We start from the raw sequence: 23,020 nt of genomic DNA on the forward strand, positions 1-23,020 counted from the left end.
ATGACAACCACAGTCATTTCCAGTGACGACGGGCCTTTGACCTGGATCAGGCTGAACCGGCCGGAACGGCTCAACGCTATGAATCGGCAACTGGTGGACGAGCTTGCCGAGGCTCTCGCGCGAGCCGAGGCCAATGAAGCCACCCGCGTCATCATTCTGCACGGCGAAGGGCGAGCTTTCTGCTCCGGCGACGATCTCAAGGATCTCGATGCGCAAACCGCCTCCGACGGGGCCACGCAGGCCTGGGTGGATGCCATCCAGGACATCACCCTGCGCATCATGCAATCGAGCAAGATCGTCATCGCCGCGGTGCATGGCTGGTGCGTGGGCGGAGCTCTCGAATGGGCGGTTAACTGCGATTTCAGGTTGTTTGCCGAGAATGCGCGTTGGTTTTTTCCTGAGGTCAGCTACGGGCTGTTCGTCACCGGTGGCGTGACGGCGCTCCTGACAAAGCAGGTCGGGCCGCAGATTGCCAAGGAACTGATGATCCTGGGTGAACGCCATGACGCCGCGAAGGCTGTCGAGGTCGGCATCGCCTGGAAGCTTTTTCCGGAGGCCGCCTTGCTCGACGAAGCAAGGAAACTGGCCTTGGTCATCGCAGAGCGCCCCGCCAGCGCCGTGTCCGACATCAAGCACGCCATCAATGAAGGCTTTCACTCCTCTCTCGCGGACGCCATGGCGCTCGAGACTAGGGCCACGGTGCGCGGCTTCCTCTCGGCAGAAGCGCAGGCACGCGCAAAACAGTTCTGACGGTATTGATGACAATGCTTGAGGTCTCATCTCCCTTCACCATTCCAGGCCGGCATGAGGACGATGTCGACAATCGGGTGCTGCCAAGAATCCTGTTGAAGCAGGCCGAACGCCTGGGCAGCCGGCAATTCATCGAGATATGCGGGCGGTCCGCCAGCTTCGAGGACATGCTGCAGATTTCCAGCCGGCTGGCCCGGGGCCTGCGCGGCTTGGGTGTCGGCAAATCCGATCGCGTGGCGATGCTGCTGCCCAATTGCTTCGAACTCGTCGCGATCTGGTTCGCGACTTCGATCCTCGGCGCCATCGAGGTGCCGAATAATCCGGGCCTGAAAGGAGATCTGCTCCGCCATAATCTCAATAATTGCGGAGCGGAGGTTCTGGTTGCGGACGCCAATGCCCTGGCCGAACTCGCCAGGATCCAGGACAGCCTTCCTGATCTTCGCACGCTGATCCTCCTCGGGGCCGAGGCGAGTGAGGCACGGGCCGCCGGTATCCGGATCGACCGCATCGTCGGCTATGAGGAATGCCTCGCGCCTTTGCCGGATTTCAACGTGGCCGACATCCACTATTCCGACCCGATGGCCATCCTCTACACATCCGGCACCACTGGTCCGGCCAAGGGGGCCTTGATGTCGCATCATCATTGTTATTCCTGGGCCACCGCCATGGCGCACAATCTCGGCTATACGGGCCGCGACAGTTATTTCTCGGCCCTGCCGCTGTTTCACACCGATGCGCAGATGTTCGGCGTTTACCTGCCGCTGATCTACGGCACGCGCGCGACCTTGGTCGAAGCCTTCAGCGCCTCACGATTTTGGGACCAACTGCGCAAGAGCGGCGCCACGGCGACAAATCTGCTGGGCGCCATGGCTGTCATACTCCAGCGTGCCCCACCGTCCGAGCAGGACGCCAGCAATCCTGTGAGAATATGCCAGTGCATTCCCATGGTCCCGGACAAGCAAGCATTCGAAGCTCGCTTCGATGTGCACCTCGTCACGGGTTACGGCCAGACCGAAACCAGTTTCGTGACCCTGGACACGGCGGGCGAAACGAGGGCGGGTTCCTGCGGACGTCCCCATCCCGATTGGGACGTGGCAATCGTCGACGAGAAGGACCAGCCTCTCCCGGCCGGTTCGATCGGCGAGATCGTATCGCGCCCGAACAAGAGCTGGAGCATGTTTTCCGGCTATTACCGGGCGGATGCCAAGACGGTGCAGACGCTTCGCAACCTCTGGTACCATTCCGGCGATGCCGGCTTCATGGACGAGGATGGCTGGCTCTATTTCAAGCACCGCCTCAACGAGGCGGTCCGACGCCGGGGTGAGAACATCTCGGTCTATGAAGTCGAGACCATTGCCGACAAACATCCCGACATCGTCGAGAGCGCTGCGTTCGGCATTCCGTCAGCGCTCACCGAGGAAGACATCATGATCGTGGCCCTGCGTAGGCCCGGATCCATGGTGCAGCCGCCCGATCTGCTCGACCATTTCAGGGCGCTGGCGCCTCGCCATATGGTCCCACGCTATATCGAGATCGCCGATACACCGCTTCCACGAACGCCAACGGAAAAAATAGCCAGAAACGTCCTAAGGCAACGTGGCATCGGCGACGCTACGTTTGATCGAGGGGAGCGTTAGCAGTTCGAAGATTGCGCTGGAGCGGCCCCATGATTTCTGGCGCCCGTGTCTGTCTCGGTAAAGCACGGTTCAATTATTGATCGGACAGTCAATAATTTTCGAAAGTCAAAAGACAGGCCGATGCGTCTTCGGACGGTGGAGCGTCTTGATGCTTGGGAAATCCACGATGAGCCGGGGAGGCGCGCATGAAGACTTGAGAATATTCTCGGCGATCTTCCAAGGAAGGTCGTTGTTATAGGTCGTTGAAACTTGAAAACAAAGAGAACAACCACCGCAGGGGAGGAATATATATGAAGCTGAAATGGTTCGTGGGTGTAATGTTGTCGGCCTCTTTCGTTCTGGGAGGATCGGCGCAGGCTCAAATCAAGATCGGGGTGGCCGGCCCGATGACGGGACCGCAGGCCGCGTTCGGCGCCCAATTGAAGAACGGCGTCAAGCTCGCCGTCCAGAACATCAATGCAAAAGGTGGAGTTCTTGGCCAGAAAATTGAGGTGGAGGTCGGGGACGATCAGGCAGATCCCAAGCAAGGCGTCTCCGTCGCCAATAAATTCGTAGGCGACGGCGTCACTTGGATCGTCGGCCATTTCAACACCGGGGTTACCATCCCGGCCTCGGAAGTATATGCGGACAATGGGGTGATTTTGATCACGCCCTCGGCGACCAATGAGAAGGTCACCGACCGCAAGCTTTGGAACGTCTTTCGAACCTGCGGCCGAGATGACCAACAAGCACAAGTCTGGGCAGATTTTGCCGCCAGTCATTTCAAGGGCAAGAAAATAGCTGTCGTCGACGACAAGACCACCTATGGCCAGGATATTGCCAAGAATACCGTCGCACAGTTGGCCAAGCGCGGCATTACGCCCGACTTGATGGAAGGTGTGAATGCCGGAGAGAAGGATTATTCGTCGATCGTCACCAAAATGAAGAATAAATCGATCGATTTGTTGATTTGGGGCGGATTGTACACCGAGGCAGCGCTTATCCTCAGGCAACTTCGCGACCAGGGCATGAAAACGATCATGTTGTCAGGCGATGGTATCACGTCTTCCGATTTTGCCACGGTTGGTGGTGATGCGGTCATCGGAACCCAGATGACCTTCCCGCCAAAATTCGAAAACGAACCGCAGAACGCCGACCTTGTCGGTCAATTCAAAGCAATGGGGTTCACGCCTGAAGGTTATACTCTTTTCTCATATGCCGCGGTGCAGATCTTCGCGCAGGCAGCCGAAGCGGCTAAATCCACGGATCCTCAGAAGATGGCGGAAGTCATGCATTCGGGCATGACTTTTCACACGGTTCGTGGAGATCTAGCCTACAACAAGAAGGGTGATCTTACCACGATTGGATACGCAATTTATACCTGGAGGAAGGGCCCCGACGGTAAAATCGATTACTATCAGAATTCAAGATAGAATATTGTATAAAGGTCTGATGGCTTGTCTCGCTTTTGCGGGACAGGCTACCTGAGGAATTAAAATTTTTTATAATATAACTGCCATTATTGTTAGCATTTACATAAGTCCGAGCCTATTGCACCGACATCATGGGGACCGCGGTGACCTGAGCCAAAAAATTGCCCTAGTTCGAAGCGTTCAGATCACAGTCTTGGCGACTTCAAGGTGTTGTTCCGAATGAACAGGCTCGATGCGTAAGTTCTCGTAGCAAGTCGGCAAGACCTGGTTCGGTGACGAGGAGCGCGGCTTCTTCCAACGACATCCATTGCACCTCGCGCTGGCCCTGCTCCTTCCATTTCTTCAAGGTCGCCTTGACCTCGAGGCGGTAGACGGTAGTTTCGACCAGAGCGAAATGCGTATCGAGGCGTTTCCAGTAGGGATAGATGCCGATCGGTTTCTTGTCGGCCTTGCCGAGCAGGCCGGCTTCCTGCTTTGCTTCGATCCTTGCCGCGTGGGCATCCTTGCGTCCCTTCATCGGCCAGCCCTTCGGCAGGGTCCACCGTTTTGTGCTGCGGGTCGTCACCAGGCAGGTTTCGATGCGCCCGTCCTTCATGCGGAGGGGCAACGCCGCAATCTGGCGCAGTGATGGGGATGGCTTGGCAAGGTCCGGCGTCATCTCGACAGCACCTTGCTCGAGATGCGCGTCAGGGAGATCAGCACGATCAGGGTCGCGGCACCCAATATCGTCGTCAGCGTGGCGGCATCAAAGATCGCACCGCGGTCCGACAGCGAGAAGATGCGGACGGGCAGGGTGACCCAGCCCGGCGGATAGATCATGACGGTCGCCCCGAGTTCCCCCATCGACAAGGCGAAGGAGAGGCTGAAGGCGGCGATCAGATAGGGGGTGAGCAATGGCAGTGTCACGCGTCGCAGCCGGTAGAAGGGGCGGGCGCCCAGGCTCTCGGCAACTTGCTCGCAGTCGATCGGAAGACGGGCGAGCCCAGCGGTGACGGTGCCGTAGGTGAAGGCCGAAATCAGCATGAAATGCGCGATGAGCACGATCAGCCTCGTGCCGTTGAGCGGGAAGGGCGGCTGGCTGAAGGCAACCAGCAGTCCAAGGCCGATGGAGACAGAGGGAACCGCGCTCGGCACGAAGAAAAAAAGGTCGAGCACGCGCTTGGGCAAGGGTTTGAAACGGCGCAGGGCCAGAGCTGCCCAGGTGCCGCAGGCGAGAGCCGCCAGGCTGGCGATGATGCCTGTGAGGATACTGGCCTTGAGCGATGCGAAGGAAGCCGTGCGAAAGGCATCGGCATAATGTTGGGTAGTCAGGTGCGAGGGCAGGATGTCGTTCCACTGCCCGCTGAAACTGGCGAGGACGATGACCCCGATCGGCAGGCCGTAGACGAGAAGGAAGAGCGGCACGACGGCCGCCCATAGGACGCCGCGCTCGGCTTTAGACCACACCAGCATTGCTGCCTCCGAAATGAGCGACGATGATGCGATAGAGCGTGTAGAGGCCGAGCGAGAGCGCGATGTTCACGACAGCGATGACGCAAGCGGTCGCATAGTCGAACTCCTGGATCGCCTTGCTGTAGATCAGCAGCGGCAGGGTGATGACGTCCTTGGCGCCGATGAACAGCACGATGCCGAATTCATTGACGGTGAGCAGCAGGCACAGACTCCCCCCGGCGACCAGGGCCGGCAGAGCGGCCGGGAAGATGACCTTTCGTACGATGCGCAGGGGGCGGGCGCCAAGGCTGCTTGCCACCTCGATCTGGGCATGGTCGATCTGGGAGAAGGTGGCGAGAAGCGGGCGCATGACGAAGGGGGTGTAAACAGTCACCTCCGCCAGCACGACGCCCCATTGCGAATAGAGAAAGTCGATGGGCGGCAGCTGCAAGGCGAAGGCATGCATCAGCGTTTCGTTGAGAATGCCGGCCGAGCCATAGATGAAGGTGAAAGCAAGGGTGACGAGGAAGGTCGGCAGTGCGATCACCGTATCAATCAGCCGACCCGCAAGTCTGGCGCCGGGAAAGGGCACGAAGGCGAACACCACCGACAGGACAAACCCAAGCAGCAGGCAGCCTATGGTGGAGCAGATGGCGATGACGATGGTGTGGTAGAGCCCGTCGACGAACTGGCGGGAGCCGAGGACCTGCTCGAACGTCGCGAGCGAGGGTGGACCGTCCCCGAGCGAGGCGCGAATGATGAGGGCGAGGGGATAGAAGAAGAGCAGGGCCAATACGATAAGTGGCGGCAGGATCCAGAGCCCGTCGAAATTGCGCCGCGCTGGGGCCGCGCCGAGCGCAATGTCAGCCATGGGCGGGGTCCTCCGGAACCAAAGTGACATCACCCGGCTCGAAATGGATGCGCACGCTTTCGCCGGCCTGCGGTGGATCGGCCATGGGCGTCGTCGTCATGCGGACGGTATGTCCGCCCGTTTCGAAGGTGATGTTCTGGACATCGCCTTGCCATTGCACGCTGAGTACGATGGCCTCGAGGGCATTGGGCTCGGAGGTCGTGCGGGTGAAGCGGAAGTCATGCGGCCGGACGCACAGGAGGCAATCATCGCCGCTGGCAAGACGGTGATGGTTGCGAGCGAAAAGAAAGGTATTGCCGAAGCGGACCTGGGCATGCCCGTTCTCGGTCGGCTGCAGATCCTTGACCGAAAGCAGGTTCGCACGGCCCAGAAACTCTGCCGCAAAGCGGTTCGGGGGATTGCGGAACAAGGATTGGGACGTGCCGAAGGCACGCAACTTGCCATCCCGCATGATGCCGATGTGGTTGGCCAGCGTGAGGGCTTCGGATTGATCATGCGTGACGTAGAGCACCGTCAGGTTCGGTAGGCTGGTATGGAGCTTGGCGAGCTCGTCGATCATGGCCCGCCGGATCTGGGCGTCGAGGGCCGAAAGTGGCTCGTCGAGCAACAGGACCTGCGGTCGGGGAGCCAGGGCGCGAGCAATGGCGACGCGTTGCTGCTGCCCGCCCGAAAGCTCGCGCGGGTAGCGCCGCGAATAAGCTGACATGCCAACCATCCCCAGGCATTCGGGCACGCGCTGGCGGATGGTGTCTTCGCGGGCGCCATGGGCGCGCAGGCCAAAGGCGACGTTCTCGTCGACGCGCATATGCGGGAACAAGGCATAATTCTGCACCACCATGCCGATCTTGCGGTCATAGGGGGCGAGATGCGTGACATTGCGCTCGCCGATCATGATCCGGCCCGAAGAGGGCCGGACGAATCCGGCAACACTGCGTAACGCCGTCGTCTTGCCCGAGCCCGAGGGGCCGATCAGGGCGACGATCTCTCCCGGGTTCACCGTCAGTGTGAGGGAATGTAGAACAGTCAAGTTACCATAAGTAACCGAGACGTTCTCGAATCCGATGCGGCTGCCGCCAGGAGCGGCAGCCTTGGCTTCGGTGCCTGGACCGTTTTTCAGCTGCGCTCTTTCCATGGTTCTGTAGGCCCTCAATTGCTTGAAATGGCCGAATTGTAGGCTGCAACGTTGTCCTTCAACCCGGAAAGCACGCTCGCCCAATCCGGGCTCCAGATCTCGACGCCCTGCAGCATGGCGTGGAGCTTCTTGTAGTTCTCGTCATCCGGTTTGACGTCGTTGCGCACCGGCAGACCCCTGGCGACGACGCTGACCTGCTTCTGAGCATCGGCGGAAAGCAGGAAGTCGATGAGTTTCTTGCCATTTTCGGAGTTGGGGGCGCCCTTGACCAGGGCAATGTAGTAGGGCAGGGCGAATAGCGTCTTCTTGCCGTCTGGCCCTGCCGGCACGAAGATCTGGATGTTGGGGTTGTCGGCCTGCTGGGACAGGTTCATCTGCATGTCGCCATTGGCGACATAGAGCTCGCCCTTGTTGACCAGCGCGGTTAACTTGCCGGTCGAGGCGGAAGGCCCGAGATTGTTGGCCTGGAGCTTTTTGAGAAAGTCGAGCCCCTTCTCCTTGCTGCCAAAGGCGTGGAAGGTCTGCAGCATGAAAGCCGTGCCGTCACCGGCCTGTCCAGGCGTTGAATATTGCAGCTTCTGCTTGAATTTGGGATCGAGGAGATCCTCGTATTTCGCCGGGGGCTGCTTGAGGACCTCGGCGTTGTAGATGAAGTTGGGGTAGTTGTTCACCAGGGCATAGAAACGTCCCTCGGCATCCTTGTCGCGGGCCTCGATCTTGTCGGCTCCGGCCGGGTTGTAGGCTTCGACGAGACTGTCGGCCGCAGCTTTCTGCATGAAGGGAGGCAGTGTCACCAGGACATCGGCCTGGGTGTTGGACTTCTCCTTCGCCAGGCGATCGACCACGCCGCTTGAACCGGCCTCGACATACTGGACCTCGATGCCGGTCGCCTTGGTGAAGGCCTCGAACTGATCGCCGAACCAACTCGGCGTGCCGTCGTGCAACCCATCGGCGCTATAGATGGTGACCACGCCATCGGCATGGGCCGGTACGGCCATGCCGGCTAACATCAGGGCTGCAATCAGGGCGAACCTGGATTTCATGACGTTCTCCTCTCGGGACGGATGTGAGCGTTTGGCGGCTTTCTTGTTTTTGCCTGTGTTTTGCCGTGGCCTGAGCCGAACGCCTTGCTGAAATGTGTTTTCAAGCGTCCGATAAGTAAAATCTATTTATCTTATGAAATGAACGATTTTGCTTATAGGGTAACTAGGGCGTCGGCGTTGCGCAGTTCAAGGACCAAAGCATGCTCAATCAGGAGCGTTCTCTGCCCCAACTCCTTGTTTCGACATGTCCTTGTGATTGCCGCCAGATCGCAAAACGCTTCAGGCAAAACGAATGCCGACGCGCTGTGCTCGCAGGCGGGGGTCGTTGGAACGAACCGTCACCGGCCGGCCCTGAAAGATTTCCTTGCAGCGGGCCAAGGTGTCCGCCTCCAGGCGCTGCATGGCTTCGACCGTGAAAAAAGCAAGATGCGGAAGGAGGATGACGTTGTCATGACTGTAGAGCGGGCTCATCGGATGGCCGGCCTTGCGCAGAGGTTCGAGCGAATAGGTGTCCAGGCCAACACCGCCCAGGCGCCCTCCGACGACGGCATCGACCAGGGCGGCTTCGTCGATCAGCGCGCCGCGCGACACATTGATCAGGACGGCGTTCGGCCTCATGCAGGCGAGCTCCGCCGAGCCGATCATGCCCCGCGTGCTCTGGGTGAGGACGCTATGAATCGAGACGAAATCGCTCGCGGCCAACAGGTCGTGAAGCGCCTCGACCTTCTCGATGCCGGCTTCGCGCATGGCCGTGGCGTCGAGATAGGGATCATAGCCCAGGACTCTTGCGCGAAAGCCGGCGCCGGCCATGCGGGCGAGGCTACGACCGATCTTGCCGCACCCGACAAGGCCCAGCGTCGCTCCGGCGATGTCACGCCCGAGCCAGCGTGGCTCGGGCCAGATCCAACCTTGTTCGGCAACCGCATGGCTGATGGCCGGCAGGCGCCTGGCGAGTGCGATCATCAGGGCGAAGGCGCCTTCGGCGACCGTTTCCTCGGCATAATCGGGTATGTTGACGACGGGTATGCCGCGCGCCATGGCCGCCGAGATGTCGATCGCATCGATGCCGACGCCATATTTGACGATGCCCTTCAGTCGGAGCGCTGCCTCGATCACCCGGGCGGTGATCGGCGTGTAGCACATCAGCAGCAGGTCGGCGTCGGCCACGGCCGCGCATAGATCGCCTTCCGAAATGCCTTCCGGCAGGGTGACGAGCTCGGCGCCATGCGCCCTGAGCCCTGCATCGATGCCGGGGCATTCGAGCTCCCGGTCCGTCCTGACAGCTTTCACCATGGCGCCTTCAACCCGCCAGGACCGCGCCCTCGACGATGGCGAGGGCGCGATCGAGGTCGTCCTTGGCAATGGTCAGTGGCGGCGACAGCGTCAGTACATTGCCCTGGCTGATCTTGAAGGACAGGCCACTTTCCAGGCAGCGATAATAAACCCGCTCGGCCAGAGCATGATTAGGCTGAAGCCCTTGCCTGTCCTCAACGAGCTCGACACCGAAGATCAGTCCTCTGCCCCGCACGTCGCCGACATGGGCGGAACGGGCCATCAATTCGTTCATGCGGCCCATGGCATGATCGCCCAGCTCGCTGGCGCGCTCGGCCAGGCCCTCCTCGCGGATGATGGCGATCGTGGTCAGCGCGGCCCGTGTCGTGACCGGGTTCTTTTCATGGGTGTAGTGGCCGATGGCATAGTCGCCGGCAACATCGAGGTCGCGGCGGGCAATGACGGCGGCAATCGGCAGAATGCCGCCGCCCAGCGATTTGCCGAGCACGAGGATGTCGGGCGTGACGCCGTCGTGCTCGGAGGCGAAGAACCTGCCTGTTTTGCCGAGGCCGGTTGGAATTTCATCGAAGATGAGCAGCGTGCCGTGCCTGTCGCAGGCTTCGCGCACGCTTTTCCAGAACCCTGGCGCGGGTACCAGCGGGGTCGCGCGCATGGGTTCGGCGATGAAGGCAGCGAAATCGCCTTCGCGGGCCATGACATAGGAGATCATACTGGCGCAGGCACGGGCCGACTCCTCCAGCGAATTCGTGCCATAGGGGCAGTGATGCGGAGCCCAGGGCGCCATATGCTCGCTGCCCGGCAGGAGCGGGCCGGCAATGCCGGAGCGGAACGTCGCCTCGCCGCCGACGCTGGAGGCGCCGAAGCCGGCGCCGTGGAACGCATCCCAGAAGGACAGTGTCTTGAACCGGCCCGTCGCCGCGCGCGCCAGTTTGAGGGCGACCTCGATAGCGTCCGAGCCACCCGTGGTGAACAGCACCTTGCCAAGATCGCCGGGCGAGAGCGCTGCCAGCGTCTCGGCCAGTTCGACAGCCGTCTCGCAGGTAAAGCGGCGCGGGGCGAAGGGCAGAGTATCCATCTGCGCCCGGATGGCTTCCTTGAGGCGCGGATGCCCATAGCCGATGTGGTGGACGCTGTTGCCGTGGAAATCCATGTAACGCCGGCCGGCGAGGTCTTCGATCCAGATGCCTTCGGCCTTGGCGATGGTCGACACGCAGGGGCTGGAAAGGCTCTGATGCAGGAAGACATTGGCATCGCGCTGCAGCAGTGCGGCCGAGGAGGCGTGATGCTGCCTGGCGTTCCAGTCACGCCGCGCCTGGGCGGTATTGGATTCGCCCTCGGTATGGATCAGATTCATGGTGCTCCACAGCCGGGCCGCGCCCGCTCCCCTCTTCAGCCACCAAAAAGCTCGGCGATCGTTTCCTCGCCGAGAGCAAAACCCGTGCTTGCGCCGGTGCCGCTGGTCACGATCACCAGCCTGACGCCTTCGCCGAGCGCCAGCCGAAGTGCCTCGTCCTTCGACGAGGATGCGTATGTGCCGACCCAATGGGCGATGACGCGAGGGGGGGACGCACGGAACAGGGCCGCATATTCTGCCAGGATCAGGCCGTCGACCTCGGTGGAGGCGAAGGGATCCGGCGTCGCGCCATAATGGTGTGAATCGCCCACGACCAGAGAGCCATCGGCCGACTGAGTGACAATGAGATGGACGCCATTCTCCAGGGCGGCTGTCCGCTCGTTTTCGAGCCGTCGGCGTAGTGCAGCCGTTTCCGGCAGTGCGGCAAAGGCGCCGTAGCGCAGGAGGCTGAGATCGGACATCAGCGCCGAGTTGAGCCTGAAGCCGGGATCGGCCAGGCGCAACATCTGCAGCTTGCAGCGCCGCACCCTGTGCTCGGCGATGATCTCGCCGAAGAGGGTGGCGAGATCATCGCCCGGGCAGACTGCAATGCGCGAGGCCGTGACATCCCCGGTGCTGGTGAGAAGCCGCCCGGGCTCGACGCCCCATACCGCCGTGCCGAAGCGGAAGGTGACGCCGTGATGCGCCCGGAGCCACTCGACGAGGCGGGGCAGAGCGAGGAAGGATTCGACCCGCAATTCATGCGGGCTGAAAAAGCCGCCGATTGCAGCGGAACCGGCCAGGGAAGGCTCGCGCTCCGCAAGTTCGGCTGCAGTCAAGACCTGGCATGATGCGCCTTCCGGAGTGGCACAGAATGCCTCTATGGCGCCCAGCACCTCGGGACGCTGGGCGGCGATCACCATGCCGCGATGGAGAATGTCGATCTTCGCCTCGGCTGCCGATGCAAGCCAGACCTCGCGGCTGCGCTGCGCGCGCCGATAGGAAAGGCCCGGCGTCTGGCCGCTGACGACGACCAAGCCGAAATTGCGAATGGAGGCACCATTGGCGGCGCTATCGCGATCGACAACCACGACTCTCAGCCCGCGTCGGGCCGCAGCCAGCGCATGGCCAAGGCCGACAATGCCGGCCCCGACGACGGCAAGATCAAAGGTCTCAGGCATGAGGCGCTACCACGGCAACGAGAAAGTCTTGACGTTCGTGAAGGACTTCATCGCCTCGATGACGCCTTCCTTGTAGCCGTTGCCCGAATCCTTGATGCCGCCGAAGGGGCTCATCTCGATGCGATAGCCCGGCACTTCCCAGATATTGACGGTGCCGACCCTGAGGCCGGTGATGAAGGCCTGCATGCGCCTGAAGTCGTTGGTGCATACGCCCGAGGAAAGGCCGAAGGCCGTCGAGTTCGAAAGCGCGATCAGGGCTTCGTCGTCATCCGGGGCGCGGATGATCGGCACGATCGGGCCGAAGGTTTCCTCCATGACGAGCTCGCTCTCATGCGGCACCTTGTCGACGACGATCGGCGGCAGCAGCGCGCCCTGGCGACCGGGATCGTAGAGGATCTGGGCGCCGGCTTCCGCCGCCATGTGGACGCGCCTTTCGAACAGGGCAGCCGCCTTCTCATGCACCACCGTACCGAGTTGGGTCGCCGGGTCGAACGGGTCGCCGAAGCGGATGGCCTTGGCCCGTTCGAGCACCAGGGGCACGAAACGGTCGGCAACCTTTTCCTGCACGAGGATGCGCTTGACGGCGGTACAGCGCTGGCCGGAATTCTTGGTCGCGCCAGCGATAGCGAGGTCCGCCGCCCTAGCGAGGTCGGCGTCATCGAGATCGTTGAGGATGATCAGAGGGTCATTGCCGCCGAGCTCCAGGACCTGGCGCTTGTAGCCGGCCTTGTAGGCGATCATCTTGCCGACGGGCACGCCGCCGGTGAAGGTGATCAGATCGATATGGGGATTGGTGATCATTTCATCACCGATCTCCGCAGGCCATCCGGTCACCACCGAGAGCATCTGTGGCGGCAGGCCGGCCTCGTAGAGAATGTCGGCCAGGATCAGCGCCGTCATCGGCGTGAGTTCCGTCGGCTTCACGACCACGCAATTATTGGTGGCGATCGCCGGCGCCACCTTGTGTGCGACCATGTTGAGCGGATGGTTGAAGGGCGTGATCGCCGAAATCGCCGTGAGGGGCTCGCGCTGGGTGAAGATCCGCCTCTGCTTGCCGTGAGGGGTGAGATCGCAGGAGAAGATCTGGCCATCGTCGTGAATGCACATCTGGCCGGCGAGCGTGAAGACGTCGAAGGCACGACCGACTTCATAGAGCGAGTCCTGCTTGGAGATGCCGAGTTCGCTGGTGACCAGATCGGAAATCTCGTCCCTGCGTGCGTTGAGCAACTCGGCCGTCTTCAACAGGATCTTCTGGCGGTCGTAGCGCGAGAGCTTGGACTGATAGCCGGCGGCGATCTCGAAGGCCTGTCGGGCATGTTCGGCCCGCCCTGCCGGCACGGTGCCGATCACCGTATCGGTATAGGGATAGCGGACCTCGACGGTCGCCTCGGCCTCGACCAGTCTGCCGGCGATCCGCATCGGTTCATGGCGGACCTTGATGGTTTTCTCGGGCGTGTTCATTTTGGCTGAGCCGCTGCCAGGGTGGCGTAGTAGAAGGCGTCGAAATTGCGCAGCGCCGGCGCTTGCGGCAAGTCGGGCAGGGGGCGGTTCACGATGAAGGGCACGGCCTGCTCGGTAAGACCGCCATGCGAGCGCAGCGGCTCGTCGAGTGCGGCAAGGTCGTGCCGATGCTCGGACGTGCCGATCGTCTTGTTCTCACCCGAGACCATGACGATGTCGCCGATGCGGTCTTCAGGCAGTTCGAAGCGCCGGCACCCCTCCTCGCGTCCGAGAACCAGTGTCATGTCCTCGATATCGCGCAGCTTTGCGATGATGGACTCGCGGTCGGCGCCCTTGGGCAGATAGGCCGTGGCAAACGAGCCCAGCGCGCCATGGTGCACGACATAGGGATCGGTGATCGGCAGGATGACGCGGGCAGCATCCTTGCCGAGCCATTCATCCAGCAGGTCCTGGACATAGACCACGTTGGGAGAACCGTCGGCATGATGCTTTGGCTTCATGCCGTGATCGGCCGTGATCACGATGGCGGCGCCCAGAGCATCGAGCTCGGCGAGATATTTGTCGAACATGGCGTAGAAGGCGTTCGCCTGGGACACGCCGGGGGCATATTTGTGCTGAATGTAGTCCGTCGTCGTCAGATACATGATGTCGGGACGGAATTCGCGCAGCAGCTTGACGCCGGCGGCGAACACGAATTCGGACAGTTCCGCCGAATAGACCTCCGGCACCGGACGCCCCAGCCATTTGGATGCGTCATCGATGCCATTGGCGGCCTTGGTGGTGGTGTTGGCCTTTTCCGACGAGAAGCAGACGGCGCGCCCGTCATCATAGGACAGGCCATGGCCCAGGAGGGCGCGCAGCTTGTCCTTGGCGGTGACGATGGCGACCTTGGCTCCTGCATCGTAGAACGCCTTGAACACCGTCGGCGCGCGCAGGAATTTGGGATCGTTCATCATCACCTCCTCGCCCGTTTTGGGGTTGTAGAGGTAGTTGCCGCAGATGCCGTGTACGGCGGGCGGGCGCCCGGTGACGATCGACAGATTGTTGGGGTTGGTGAAGCTGGGAATGACGCTGTGCGCGGTGCTGGCCGTTCCCTTCTGCAGGATGCGTTCGAGGGCCGGCATCAGGCCGGCCTTGATGGCTTCGTTGAGATAATCAGGCTCGCAGCCGTCGAGACAGATGGCGATCGCCGGCACGCGCGGCCAGGCATAATTGCGCTCGTTGGCGGAGACCGAGACGGGAGACAATTGGTTCATCGAGGATCGATCCTTCAATACGGGCCGCCTCAGGCGGCGAGCTTTGCGCGTTCGGCAATGGCGTCGGCGGGCGGGGCGGCGGAAACGACCTTCATCTCGGCAAGAGACTGGCGGGCGGCTTCGACCACGTTGCGCATGACATGCTCATCCATCCGTCCGATGCAGCCGACGCGGAAGGAGTCGACCACCGTCAGCTTGCCGGGATAGATGATGAACCCCTTTTGTTTCATCTGTTCGTAGAAGCGGCTGAAAACGAAGCTCGGATCGGCCGGGCAGAAGAAGGTCACGATGATGGGCGAGAGCCAGGTGTCGGACAGCAGCGTCTCGAAGCCGAGCTCGCGCATTCCCGCCACCATCACATCGCGATTGCGGGTATAGCGCGCGCGCCTCCCTGCCACGCCGCCTTCGGCGGCATGCATGCGCAGGGCCTGGAGGAAGGCCGCCACCACATGCGTGGGCGGGGTGTAGCGCCACTGCCCGGTCTTTTCCATCGTGGCCCATTGTGCATGGACGTCGAGGCTGAGCGAATGGCTGTTGCCTTGTGCTGCCTTCAGCGCGTCCTTGCGGGCAATCACGAAGCCGAAGCCCGGCACGCCCTCGATGCATTTGTTGGCGGAAGACACCATGGCCTCGAAGGCGATCTCGTTGACGTCGAGCCGGATGGCGCCGAAGGCGCTCATGGAATCGATGAGGAGCTTGCGTCCCTTGTTCTCCACGGCCGCGGCGATCTCGGCCACCGGGTTGAGGATGCCGGAGCTGGTTTCGCAATGGATGGCGAGGACATGAGTGATTGCCGGATCCGCATCGAGCGCGGCCGCGACCTCGTCGCCACGCGGGGGCAGGTAGTCGCCCTTGTCGATGAGGGTGTAGGCGCGGCCGATATAGCGCATGGTCTCGGCGGCCCGCAGACCATAGGCGCCATTGGCGAGGACGAGAACCTTGCCGTCCTTGGGGACGAAGGATCCCAGCATCGCCTCGACGCAGAACGATCCCGAGCCCTGCATGGGCACGCAATCATAATCGCACTTGCTGTCTCCGGTCAGCGCAAGCAGGCCTTGCCGAAGCTCGACGGTCATGGCGCGAAAATCGGCATCCCAGGAGCCCCAGTCGCGCAGCATCGCCTGCTTTACCTCGGCGGCGGTGGTCAACGGGCCCGGTGTCAGAAGATAGGGCTCTCCGAGCAGGGGAGGGGCAAAAGCTTGCGTCGACGCACTATCGTGCATGGGCCAATCCTCGTCTGGTGCCGTTTGGTGGCGACCATATAGGACCGGCATAATCTATTCTAAAAATCGTTATTTTGTATCCGTGTATAAGCTGTGATTATATGTCGAACGCGGCGTGCCCTGGGGATGATCGTCAATGCGCTATGTTCAGCTTCGTGCCTTTCATTATGTGGCGATTTCGGGCGGTTTTTCCCGGGCGGCCAGCGAATTGCTGCTGACCCAACCGGCGATCTCCGACCAGGTTCGCAAGCTGGAGGAGGAATACGACACGCTCCTGTTCAATCGCCAGCGCAAGCAGGTCGTACTGACGGAGGCGGGAGAGCGACTTCTAACCATCACCCGGCGCATGTTCGAAATGGAGAACCAGGCGCTCGAACTCCTGTCGGAGTCCCGTTCGCTCCGGACCGGTTCGCTGCGCATCGTCGCCGACGCTGCCCACCACGTGCTGCACATCATGGGCGAGTTCCGCCGCCGCTATCAGGGGGTTCATGTCACCGTCCGTGCCGGCAATACGGAAACGGTTATCAAAAGCCTGTTCAATTATGATGCGGATATCGGTGTTGTGGGGGAGGCCCCGGCGGGTCGCGACTTCGAGATCATCACGCTCCACGCTACGCCGATCGTCGCTTTCGCTGCAACCGACTTCGACCTTGGCGGGCGCAAGAGACTTTCCCTTGCCGATCTGGCCGCGTTGCCGCTTGTCATCCGCGAGCGCGGCTCCAAGACACGCAAGCGCCTGGAGGATGGGGCGGCTGATGCCGGCATAAAGCTAAAATATGCAATCGAGGCAGAGGGGCGGGAAGCGGTTCGCGAGATCGTGGCCTCGGGCGCCGGCCTCGGCTTTGTCTCTCAAGCCGAGTTCGGCAATGATAGCCGGCTTACGAGGATCCCAATCTCCGGCCCTCCGATGCTGATGGAAGAAGCGCTGGTCTGCCTGAGCGAGCGAAGCGAGGCAAAGGCCATTCGAGCTTTTTGGGGCATTGCGCGTGAGTTTGCGCACGTCGCATCAGCCGTCACGGCGAAGTAAGTCTCACGCTTTCATTGTGTGTCGCGATAGTTGGTGAAATACGGTGCCGAGAGACTGGAGCCTCGCCGCGGTCTGGAACGCCGGCGAGACCTTCAACGCGAATTTCAATTCTGGTCGCCAGCGCGGCGTTGGTCCCATGCCGTCGACCATCGGCTCGGATCGCCACCGCGGCAGCATGGTCGACGCCTTCCGGTCAATCGCCCAGGATGGCGTGAACGAATCGTCTCTTGGTCTTGAGCGTTCCTCTGTGAAGTTCAGGCCGGGTGCTGCAATTGGCTGAGCCCGCCGTCGACGACGAGGCACGCCGCGTTCATGAACGGGCACTCGTCGGAAATCATGAACACTGCGGCAAGTGCTATCTCGCGTGCCGAGGCGATGCGGCCGCTGGGATGGAGCGCCATCGTATTAGCGCGCGCTTTGGCGGGATCGGGAAAACCATTCCAGTAGTCGATGGCCTTCTGTGTTTCGACATAGCCCGGGGCCAGTGCATTCACACGAACACCCTGCGCCGCATATTCGAGCGCCAGCGACTTTGTCAGTCCAAGTAGAGCGTGCTTGGCGACAGGATAGGGGAAGGTGTGCGGAATGATGGTGAAGCCATGGGTCGACGCGATGTTAAGGATTGCCCCGCCGCCGCTTGCGATCATCCCCGGCAATACCGCCTTGCTGCAGTTCCAAGCTCCCTTGACGTTGACGTCAAAGTTAAGTGCCCATTGCTCCTCGCTCGCATCGAGCGGCGTGGAGAATACATTGACCCCGGCATTGTTGATCAGTGCATTGACCGGGCCGATCTGTTCTCAACGCCAATCCCATCGGCTCGGTCTCGAAATGCTTCAGCGCATTGGGACTGTGGCTCATCGGCTCCAGGCAGAAGAAGTCGCGCTTGCCGTTGGGCGCAAAGAGCATGTAGCGATCGAGCATGCTATCGGCGGCAATATCGACGCCGAGTTGACGCTCGGGCCATACGATGCGTGCGCTGCCATTCCAACCTTCGAAGCAATTGTTCAGCCGGCGATCGGGCAGTCGGCGTGCGGTAGAGAAATCGACGTCGCTGACAAGGGCGCCTCTGGAGCCGGGTAGATGTGCATCTCGTTCCGTCCACCATGCGGTGGCCGGTGCAAGAAGGGTTGTCTGCGGTGTCAGCGGAAAGAAGGGATGAAAGCCGATGCCGAACGGCAGGTCGATCCTGCCTGTATTAGTCACCGACAGCTGATGCCGACGGCGCGCCTGTCGGAAGCAATCAGGGCAGGGCCACGCACGATCTGCATCGTGGCCAGTGTCGTGATGAGCGCATTGATGTGGAATTTCGCAATGACGAAACCGTTGACGAAGCCTACGAAAGTACCGCAGGCGATTGCCGCTACAAGGCCGAGCAGGATCGACCCGGTCGCGTTCGTCGACGGAGCATAGCGGGACGCGATTGGCGCGATATGGCAAGACGGGCGGCCTACCTATGCACGAAATGCTCGCAACGGCGTGCGATCTCGCCATCGGCTTGATGTCGGCTTGCGTGTGCGGGGCGGTCCGGCCTCCGATCTGCGGGAGCCCGCCGAGCAGCCGGTGTCTGTCCTCGCGCCGGCGTCGCGCTTCGGCGTCTGGCGCCTCATGAGAGCGATCGGGATGCAGAGTGACGGGAAGGCTGGCTATGCAGGCAGAGGCGGTTCACGGGGACGTGTCATCGGAGCATGCGCACGATGGCATGATCTTCGTGAGAGCCGGAATCTTCTGGATGGGCTCGGATCATCACTACCCCGAAGAGAAGCCGGCTCATCGTGTCAGCGTCGAGGACTTCTTCATCGATGAGACCCCTGTCACCAACGCACAGTTTGCGGAGTTCGTAGCCGCGACTGGGCATCGCACATTTGCCGAATTCGCGCCCGACCCTCGGGACTATCCCGGCATCTTGCCGGAGCTGCTGTATGCGGGGTCGCTCGTCTTCCTGGAGCCGGCCGGGCGCGTCGATCTCCGAGACTGGTCGCAATGGTGGTCTTTCCTGAAGGGCGCCAACTGGCGCCAACCCTATGGACCGCGCAGCAGCATTGCGGGGCTGGATGATCATCCCGTTGTCCACGTTACCCACCACGACGCAGTGGCCTATGCCCGATGGAAGGGCAAGGATCTCCCAACGGAAGCAGAGTGGGAATTTGCCGCCAGAGGGGGTCTCGAACAGGCCGAATATGCCTGGGGCTCGCAACTGACACCCGATGGTCGGCATATGGCCAATACCTGGCAAGGATCGTTTCCGACGGTCAATCGCAATCTCGACGGATACTCCCGCACGTCGCCCGTAAGGGCCTTTCCGCCCAACGAGTACGGTCTCTACGACATGATTGGAAACGTCTGGGAGTGGACGTCCGATTGGTTCGCCCCAAAGCACGAGGCGGACGCGACGAAAGCCTGCTGCATACCCAAAAACCCTCGCGGAGGGCTCGAGTCCGCCAGCTATGATCCGTGTCTCCCCCACATAAAAATCCCGCGGAAGGTTTTGAAGGGCGGATCGCACCTGTGCGCTCCGAACTACTGCCGCCGCTATCGACCGGCAGCCCGACATGCCGAGGCGATCGATACATCGACAAGCCATGTCGGGTTCAGATGTGTTGTCCGGAACGGAGAATTGAATGAAACGGCCTCCTAGTCAAAAATTCAGAGCGCGCTGGTTGGGCGCAGGCACGACGCTCCTGATGTTGGGATCGCCCGTGATGGCCCAGGAATCGCTGCCGTTTCCGTCAACGCCCTCGGGGAGCAAGGCCGGGCCAACGATCGCGGAATCGACCTACAGCCCCCTGCCAGCGACGTCGCATCTTCCCGCCAATGCGCCCAACATCGTCGTGATCATGCTCGACGACGTCGGACCAGCATTGCCGAGCACGTTCGGCGGCGTGATCAATACGCCTACATTGAGCCGCGTCGCCGGGGACGGGGTCGTCTATAACCGCTTCCACAATGCCGCGATGTGCTCACCCACGCGCGCAGCGTTGCTGACGGGGCGCAATCACCACCGCGTCGGCTTTGGCCAGATCGCCGAACTGGCGAACGATTGGGACGGTTATTCCGGCCGGATCCCGCGCACATCCGCGACCGCCGCGAAAGTGCTGGGCTATTACGGCTATGCGACGAGCGCCTTTGGAAAATGGCACAACACGCCGGCCAACGAGACAACGGCCGTCGGCCCCTATACGAACTGGCCGGTGGGTCAGGGGATTGGCTTTGACTACTTCTACGGCTTCCTTGCTGGAGAATCCTCGCAATGGGAGCCTGCGGTCGTCGAAAACACGGTCCGGGTGAATCCGTCCGAAGGGAAGAAGGAATATCACTTCACCGAAGACATGACCGACAAGGCTGTCTCATGGATGAAACAGGTCCACGCGCTGACGCCGGATCGGCCCTTCTTCATGTATTGGGCCCCCGGCGCCTCCCATGGTCCGCATCACATCTTCAAGGAGTGGGCGGACAAATATAAGGGCAAGTTCGACGAAGGCTGGGACATCACGCGCGAGCGCGTCTTTGCCCGTCAGAAAGAACTCGGCTGGATCCCGAAAGACACCGAGCTGACACCACGGCCGAAGACGCTTGCCGCGTGGGCCGATATTCCCGCGGACGAAAAGCCGTTCCAGCGCCGGCTCATGGAAGTGTTCGCCGGATACACCGAACATGCCGATGCGCAGGCCGGCCGGTTGATCGACGCCCTGGACGAGCTCGGCATCCGTGACAACACGCTCGTCTTCTATATCTGGGGCGACAACGGCTCGAGTGCGGAAGGCCAGAACGGCACGATCAGCGAGCTCCTGGCGCAGAATGGCATTCCTTCCGAGATCAAGGATCATATTCGCACCATGAACGAGCTCGGCGGCCTGGATGTGCTCGGGTCACCCAAGGTGGACAACATGTACCATGCCGGCTGGGCTTGGGCTGGCTCCACGCCATATCGGTCGACAAAGCTGATTGCCGCGCATTTTGGTGGAACGCGTACGCCGCTCGCGGTGTCGTGGCCAAGCAGGATCAAGGCGGACAAGACGCCGCGTCCGCAATTCCATCACGTCAACGATATCGTGCCGACGATCTACGAGATCCTGCACATCACACCGCCGAAGCTCGTCGACGGCGTCAGCCAAGATCAGCTCGACGGCACCAGCATGGCCTATTCCTTCTCGTCCCCGACTGCGCCGGAACACAAGAAGGAGCAGTATTTCGAAGTCATGGGCAGTCGCGCCTATTACAAGGACGGTTGGATTGCTTCGGCATTCGGGCCGAGAGTACCCTGGCAAACGGGCGTCGATCCTTCGATCATGAATTGGTCGCCGAAGAACGATGTTTGGGAGCTCTATGATCTCAATAAGGATTTCTCGCAGGCGAAGGACATCGCAGCCACTCATCCCGACAAGCTCAATGAGCTGAAGAACGCGTTCGACGTGAGCGCGAAAGCCAACAAGGTCGATCCGGTTGGCGGGGGGTTATGGTCCGTGGTCTTCCACCCGGAGGACGCACCATCCAATCCCGCCCAGACGTTCGACTACACGCAGGAGGTCGTTGGCGTTCCCGAGTTCACCGCACCGCGGCTCGGATCACGCAGCAGCCTTGTCACCATCGATGCGGATTTGCAGCCCGACTCGAAGGGCGTGCTCTACGCACTCGGCGCCGTCTCAGGCGGTGTCGCCCTGTGGGTCGAGAACGGCAAGCTCTACTACGAGTATAATCTGTTCGAGATTGAACGGACGCAGCTGGAAACCGCCTCCCCGCTCCCGACCGGAAAGGTCAAGATCGAGGTCGAAACACGCAAGGCCGGCGGCGTCCGCCCAGCGCCTCTGGACATCGTCATCCGCGTGGATGGCAAAGAGGTCAGCAAGGGGCGTGTCCCACGCTCGGCAGCGCTTACCTTCACCGCCAATGATGCCTTTGACGTCGGCCGGGACAGCTATTCCCCGGTCTCGCTTGCGTATTTCGACCGCAAGCCCTTCGCCTTCAATGGCACGATCCGGCATCTGAAGGTCGAATATCTGAACTGAGCGCCGACCGGTTGGAGGTGGCGAGCAAGACTGCCGCCACCGCCTTTCAAGGGTTGTGTTGCAAACTTTCCGATAAGCGGTGTGCGACATGAGAGCGCCATCCGCCCAGCGGAAGGATGAGAGCCGGCATCATCGCCCCGCGATGGAAGGAGGCCGCATGCGCATTGTTGGCATGACTGTTGGACCGGTCGTCGCAACCGCAAGCTCCCCTGGGCGCTTCCAATCCGCAAATTGCCCGGTGCTACCCCCAAACATGCGGCTAATATGGCGCGAACTGTCCAAGTGCAAGCCAGCACCGACATGTGAGTGCGAGCGGGTTCGGTCCCAACTCGTTGACGTTTTCGCATTCAACTTTCGCCAGATACCAGGCTCGGGATGGTGCGATTGACCGTTGCGACTTCTGACACAAGGCAAGATATTTTTTGGGTACGGGCGCCCATGGAGCGAACCATCGTAACGCGTCGCGGCCAAGAGGCACCGTGAAGAGCGTATTGCAGCAAGCGTTTGAGTAATTTCCGAGTCTCCTGGCTCGCTTGTTTTCTGGCTACACTGAAATCTGCCGTAGGTTTTTGGCGAAACAGGAAATACTTTGGATATTTTGTTGAGTATCCGCGTCGGTGCTAAAAATAAAAGCGTATACACAAGGGATTATAATATCTTTTGGGAAGGTAAATAAGAAATGAGCACGCTTATTGTTATAATCGTTGTGGTGCTCCTGTTGGGTGGCGGGGGTGGTTATTATGCCCACGGTCGCTATGGTGGTGCTGGTCTGGGAGGTATGCTCGGCTTGGTCGTTCTGGTGCTCGTGCTGCTTTGGCTGTTTGGTGGCCTCGGTGGTGTTGTCATCCGAAGTGAGAAACTGCCCCCCTGTCGAAATTGAGAACTAACCCCTCCAGGTTCGAAAATGGAGGGACATATGGTGCGTGTAATTGCAGAGATTCCTGCACAGGTGAGTGTTGTGCAGGGA

The 23,020-nt window shown here is 61.0% G+C and carries 19 protein-coding genes and 2 pseudogenes; 7 read left to right on the plus strand and 14 right to left on the minus strand.

What is annotated here, in order from left to right:
- The 3 genes from ACZYTC_RS31195 (at window position 1) to ACZYTC_RS31205 (ending at window position 3,799) form a co-directional block, all read left to right on the plus strand.
- Window positions 1-750: an enoyl-CoA hydratase/isomerase family protein gene (locus tag ACZYTC_RS31195; protein WP_441773556.1), complete on the plus strand. Its 750-nt coding sequence runs from the start codon at window positions 1-3 to the stop codon at window positions 748-750.
- A gap of 8 nt (window positions 751-758) precedes the next feature.
- Window positions 759-2,387 (plus strand): AMP-binding protein, encoded by a 1,629-nt coding sequence (locus ACZYTC_RS31200; RefSeq protein ID WP_441773557.1) that lies wholly within the window; start codon window positions 759-761, stop codon window positions 2,385-2,387.
- A gap of 290 nt (window positions 2,388-2,677) precedes the next feature.
- Window positions 2,678-3,799, plus strand: coding sequence for a branched-chain amino acid ABC transporter substrate-binding protein (locus tag ACZYTC_RS31205; RefSeq protein ID WP_441773558.1), 1,122 nt, complete (start codon window positions 2,678-2,680; stop codon window positions 3,797-3,799).
- A gap of 202 nt (window positions 3,800-4,001) precedes the next feature.
- On the opposite strand, the gene ACZYTC_RS31210 is transcribed toward ACZYTC_RS31205, so the two are convergent.
- The 11 genes from ACZYTC_RS31210 to ACZYTC_RS31260 all read right to left on the minus strand — a co-directional run bounded on the left by ACZYTC_RS31210 (window position 4,002) and on the right by ACZYTC_RS31260 (window position 16,023).
- A complete protein-coding gene (locus ACZYTC_RS31210) occupies window positions 4,002-4,457 on the minus strand; it encodes an NUDIX hydrolase (protein ID WP_434960380.1) in 456 nt (151 codons plus the stop codon).
- The gene (locus ACZYTC_RS31215; protein ID WP_441773559.1) at window positions 4,454-5,251 is read right to left on the minus strand and encodes an ABC transporter permease subunit; all 798 of its coding nucleotides are present in this window, start codon (window positions 5,249-5,251) and stop codon (window positions 4,454-4,456) included. The genes ACZYTC_RS31210 and ACZYTC_RS31215 overlap by 4 nt, the downstream gene beginning before the upstream one ends.
- Complete coding sequence (locus tag ACZYTC_RS31220) at window positions 5,235-6,101, minus strand: 2-aminoethylphosphonate ABC transporter permease subunit (protein ID WP_434960382.1); 867 nt, start codon at window positions 6,099-6,101, stop codon at window positions 5,235-5,237. The genes ACZYTC_RS31215 and ACZYTC_RS31220 overlap by 17 nt, the downstream gene beginning before the upstream one ends.
- Window positions 6,094-7,128, minus strand: coding sequence for an ABC transporter ATP-binding protein (locus tag ACZYTC_RS31225; RefSeq protein WP_488991382.1), 1,035 nt, complete (start codon window positions 7,126-7,128; stop codon window positions 6,094-6,096). Before ACZYTC_RS31225 ends, ACZYTC_RS31220 begins: the two co-directional genes overlap by 8 nt.
- A 119-nt stretch (window positions 7,129-7,247) precedes the next feature.
- Window positions 7,248-8,276 carry a 2-aminoethylphosphonate ABC transporter substrate-binding protein gene (locus tag ACZYTC_RS31230; RefSeq protein ID WP_441773561.1) on the minus strand — a complete coding sequence of 343 codons (1,029 nt, stop codon included), beginning with the start codon at window positions 8,274-8,276 and terminating at the stop codon, window positions 7,248-7,250.
- Window positions 8,277-8,555: 279 nt separating this feature from the next.
- Window positions 8,556-9,569, minus strand: a complete 1,014-nt coding sequence (locus tag ACZYTC_RS31235) for an NAD(P)-dependent oxidoreductase (protein WP_441773562.1) — start codon at window positions 9,567-9,569, stop codon at window positions 8,556-8,558.
- 7 nt (window positions 9,570-9,576) lie between these two features.
- Window positions 9,577-10,923, minus strand: coding sequence for a (R)-1-hydroxy-2-aminoethylphosphonate ammonia-lyase (pbfA, locus tag ACZYTC_RS31240; RefSeq protein WP_488991383.1), 1,347 nt, complete (start codon window positions 10,921-10,923; stop codon window positions 9,577-9,579).
- A gap of 35 nt (window positions 10,924-10,958) precedes the next feature.
- On the minus strand, window positions 10,959-12,083 hold the full coding sequence (locus tag ACZYTC_RS31245) for a TIGR03364 family FAD-dependent oxidoreductase (protein ID WP_488991384.1): 1,125 nt from the start codon (window positions 12,081-12,083) through the stop codon (window positions 10,959-10,961).
- A gap of 6 nt (window positions 12,084-12,089) precedes the next feature.
- Entirely contained in the window at window positions 12,090-13,544 is a 1,455-nt protein-coding gene (gene phnY, locus ACZYTC_RS31250) for a phosphonoacetaldehyde dehydrogenase (protein ID WP_488991385.1), read from the minus strand.
- Entirely contained in the window at window positions 13,541-14,800 is a 1,260-nt protein-coding gene (phnA, locus tag ACZYTC_RS31255; RefSeq protein WP_488991386.1) for a phosphonoacetate hydrolase, read from the minus strand. The genes phnY and phnA overlap by 4 nt, the downstream gene beginning before the upstream one ends.
- A 29-nt stretch (window positions 14,801-14,829) precedes the next feature.
- Window positions 14,830-16,023 (minus strand): 2-aminoethylphosphonate--pyruvate transaminase, encoded by a 1,194-nt coding sequence (locus ACZYTC_RS31260; RefSeq protein WP_488991387.1) that lies wholly within the window; start codon window positions 16,021-16,023, stop codon window positions 14,830-14,832.
- Window positions 16,024-16,159: 136 nt separating this feature from the next.
- Here ACZYTC_RS31260 and ACZYTC_RS31265 point away from each other — a divergent pair, with 136 nt between their 5' ends.
- Window positions 16,160-17,050, plus strand: coding sequence for a LysR substrate-binding domain-containing protein (locus ACZYTC_RS31265; RefSeq protein WP_441773568.1), 891 nt, complete (start codon window positions 16,160-16,162; stop codon window positions 17,048-17,050).
- 254 nt (window positions 17,051-17,304) lie between these two features.
- Here the strand turns inward: ACZYTC_RS31265 and ACZYTC_RS31270 are convergent.
- From ACZYTC_RS31270 to ACZYTC_RS31280, 3 genes and pseudogenes are all read right to left on the minus strand, one after another.
- Window positions 17,305-17,847: pseudogene (locus ACZYTC_RS31270) on the minus strand (SDR family oxidoreductase); the annotation flags it as partial.
- Entirely contained in the window at window positions 17,753-18,253 is a 501-nt protein-coding gene (locus ACZYTC_RS31275) for an aldose epimerase family protein (protein ID WP_488991388.1), read from the minus strand. The pseudogene ACZYTC_RS31270 and the gene ACZYTC_RS31275, both read right to left, overlap by 95 nt.
- A gap of 5 nt (window positions 18,254-18,258) precedes the next feature.
- Window positions 18,259-18,450: pseudogene (locus ACZYTC_RS31280) on the minus strand (ABC transporter permease subunit); the annotation flags it as partial.
- Window positions 18,451-18,749: 299 nt separating this feature from the next.
- Here ACZYTC_RS31280 and ACZYTC_RS31285 point away from each other — a divergent pair.
- From ACZYTC_RS31285 to ACZYTC_RS31295, 3 genes are all read left to right on the plus strand, one after another.
- Complete coding sequence (locus tag ACZYTC_RS31285) at window positions 18,750-19,685, plus strand: formylglycine-generating enzyme family protein (protein WP_488991404.1); 936 nt, start codon at window positions 18,750-18,752, stop codon at window positions 19,683-19,685.
- Window positions 19,669-22,053, plus strand: coding sequence for an arylsulfatase (locus tag ACZYTC_RS31290; RefSeq protein WP_488991389.1), 2,385 nt, complete (start codon window positions 19,669-19,671; stop codon window positions 22,051-22,053). Before ACZYTC_RS31285 ends, ACZYTC_RS31290 begins: the two co-directional genes overlap by 17 nt.
- 679 nt (window positions 22,054-22,732) lie before the next feature.
- Window positions 22,733-22,933: a DUF3309 family protein gene (locus ACZYTC_RS31295; RefSeq protein WP_488991390.1), complete on the plus strand. Its 201-nt coding sequence runs from the start codon at window positions 22,733-22,735 to the stop codon at window positions 22,931-22,933.
- Window positions 22,934-23,020: the final 87 nt, after the last annotated feature.

The organism is Labrys sp. F242 (assembly GCF_057813875.1).

Coding starts and splice junctions, on each gene's coding strand:
- pbfA (WP_488991383.1), bottom strand. CDS start 10,923: ATGAATCTGATCCATACCGAGGGCGAATCCAATACCGCCCAGGCGCGG.
- ACZYTC_RS31230 (WP_441773561.1), bottom strand. CDS start 8,276: ATGAAATCCAGGTTCGCCCTGATTGCAGCCCTGATGTTAGCCGGCATG.
- ACZYTC_RS31245 (WP_488991384.1), bottom strand. CDS start 12,083: ATGCCTGAGACCTTTGATCTTGCCGTCGTCGGGGCCGGCATTGTCGGC.
- ACZYTC_RS31260 (WP_488991387.1), bottom strand. CDS start 16,023: ATGCACGATAGTGCGTCGACGCAAGCTTTTGCCCCTCCCCTGCTCGGA.
- ACZYTC_RS31195 (WP_441773556.1), top strand. CDS start 1: ATGACAACCACAGTCATTTCCAGTGACGACGGGCCTTTGACCTGGATC.
- ACZYTC_RS31200 (WP_441773557.1), top strand. CDS start 759: ATGACAATGCTTGAGGTCTCATCTCCCTTCACCATTCCAGGCCGGCAT.
- ACZYTC_RS31285 (WP_488991404.1), top strand. CDS start 18,750: ATGATCTTCGTGAGAGCCGGAATCTTCTGGATGGGCTCGGATCATCAC.
- ACZYTC_RS31235 (WP_441773562.1), bottom strand. CDS start 9,569: ATGGTGAAAGCTGTCAGGACGGACCGGGAGCTCGAATGCCCCGGCATC.
- phnY (WP_488991385.1), bottom strand. CDS start 13,544: ATGAACACGCCCGAGAAAACCATCAAGGTCCGCCATGAACCGATGCGG.
- phnA (WP_488991386.1), bottom strand. CDS start 14,800: ATGAACCAATTGTCTCCCGTCTCGGTCTCCGCCAACGAGCGCAATTAT.
- ACZYTC_RS31205 (WP_441773558.1), top strand. CDS start 2,678: ATGAAGCTGAAATGGTTCGTGGGTGTAATGTTGTCGGCCTCTTTCGTT.
- ACZYTC_RS31265 (WP_441773568.1), top strand. CDS start 16,160: ATGCGCTATGTTCAGCTTCGTGCCTTTCATTATGTGGCGATTTCGGGC.
- ACZYTC_RS31295 (WP_488991390.1), top strand. CDS start 22,733: ATGAGCACGCTTATTGTTATAATCGTTGTGGTGCTCCTGTTGGGTGGC.
- ACZYTC_RS31210 (WP_434960380.1), bottom strand. CDS start 4,457: ATGACGCCGGACCTTGCCAAGCCATCCCCATCACTGCGCCAGATTGCG.
- ACZYTC_RS31215 (WP_441773559.1), bottom strand. CDS start 5,251: ATGCTGGTGTGGTCTAAAGCCGAGCGCGGCGTCCTATGGGCGGCCGTC.
- ACZYTC_RS31220 (WP_434960382.1), bottom strand. CDS start 6,101: ATGGCTGACATTGCGCTCGGCGCGGCCCCAGCGCGGCGCAATTTCGAC.
- ACZYTC_RS31290 (WP_488991389.1), top strand. CDS start 19,669: ATGAAACGGCCTCCTAGTCAAAAATTCAGAGCGCGCTGGTTGGGCGCA.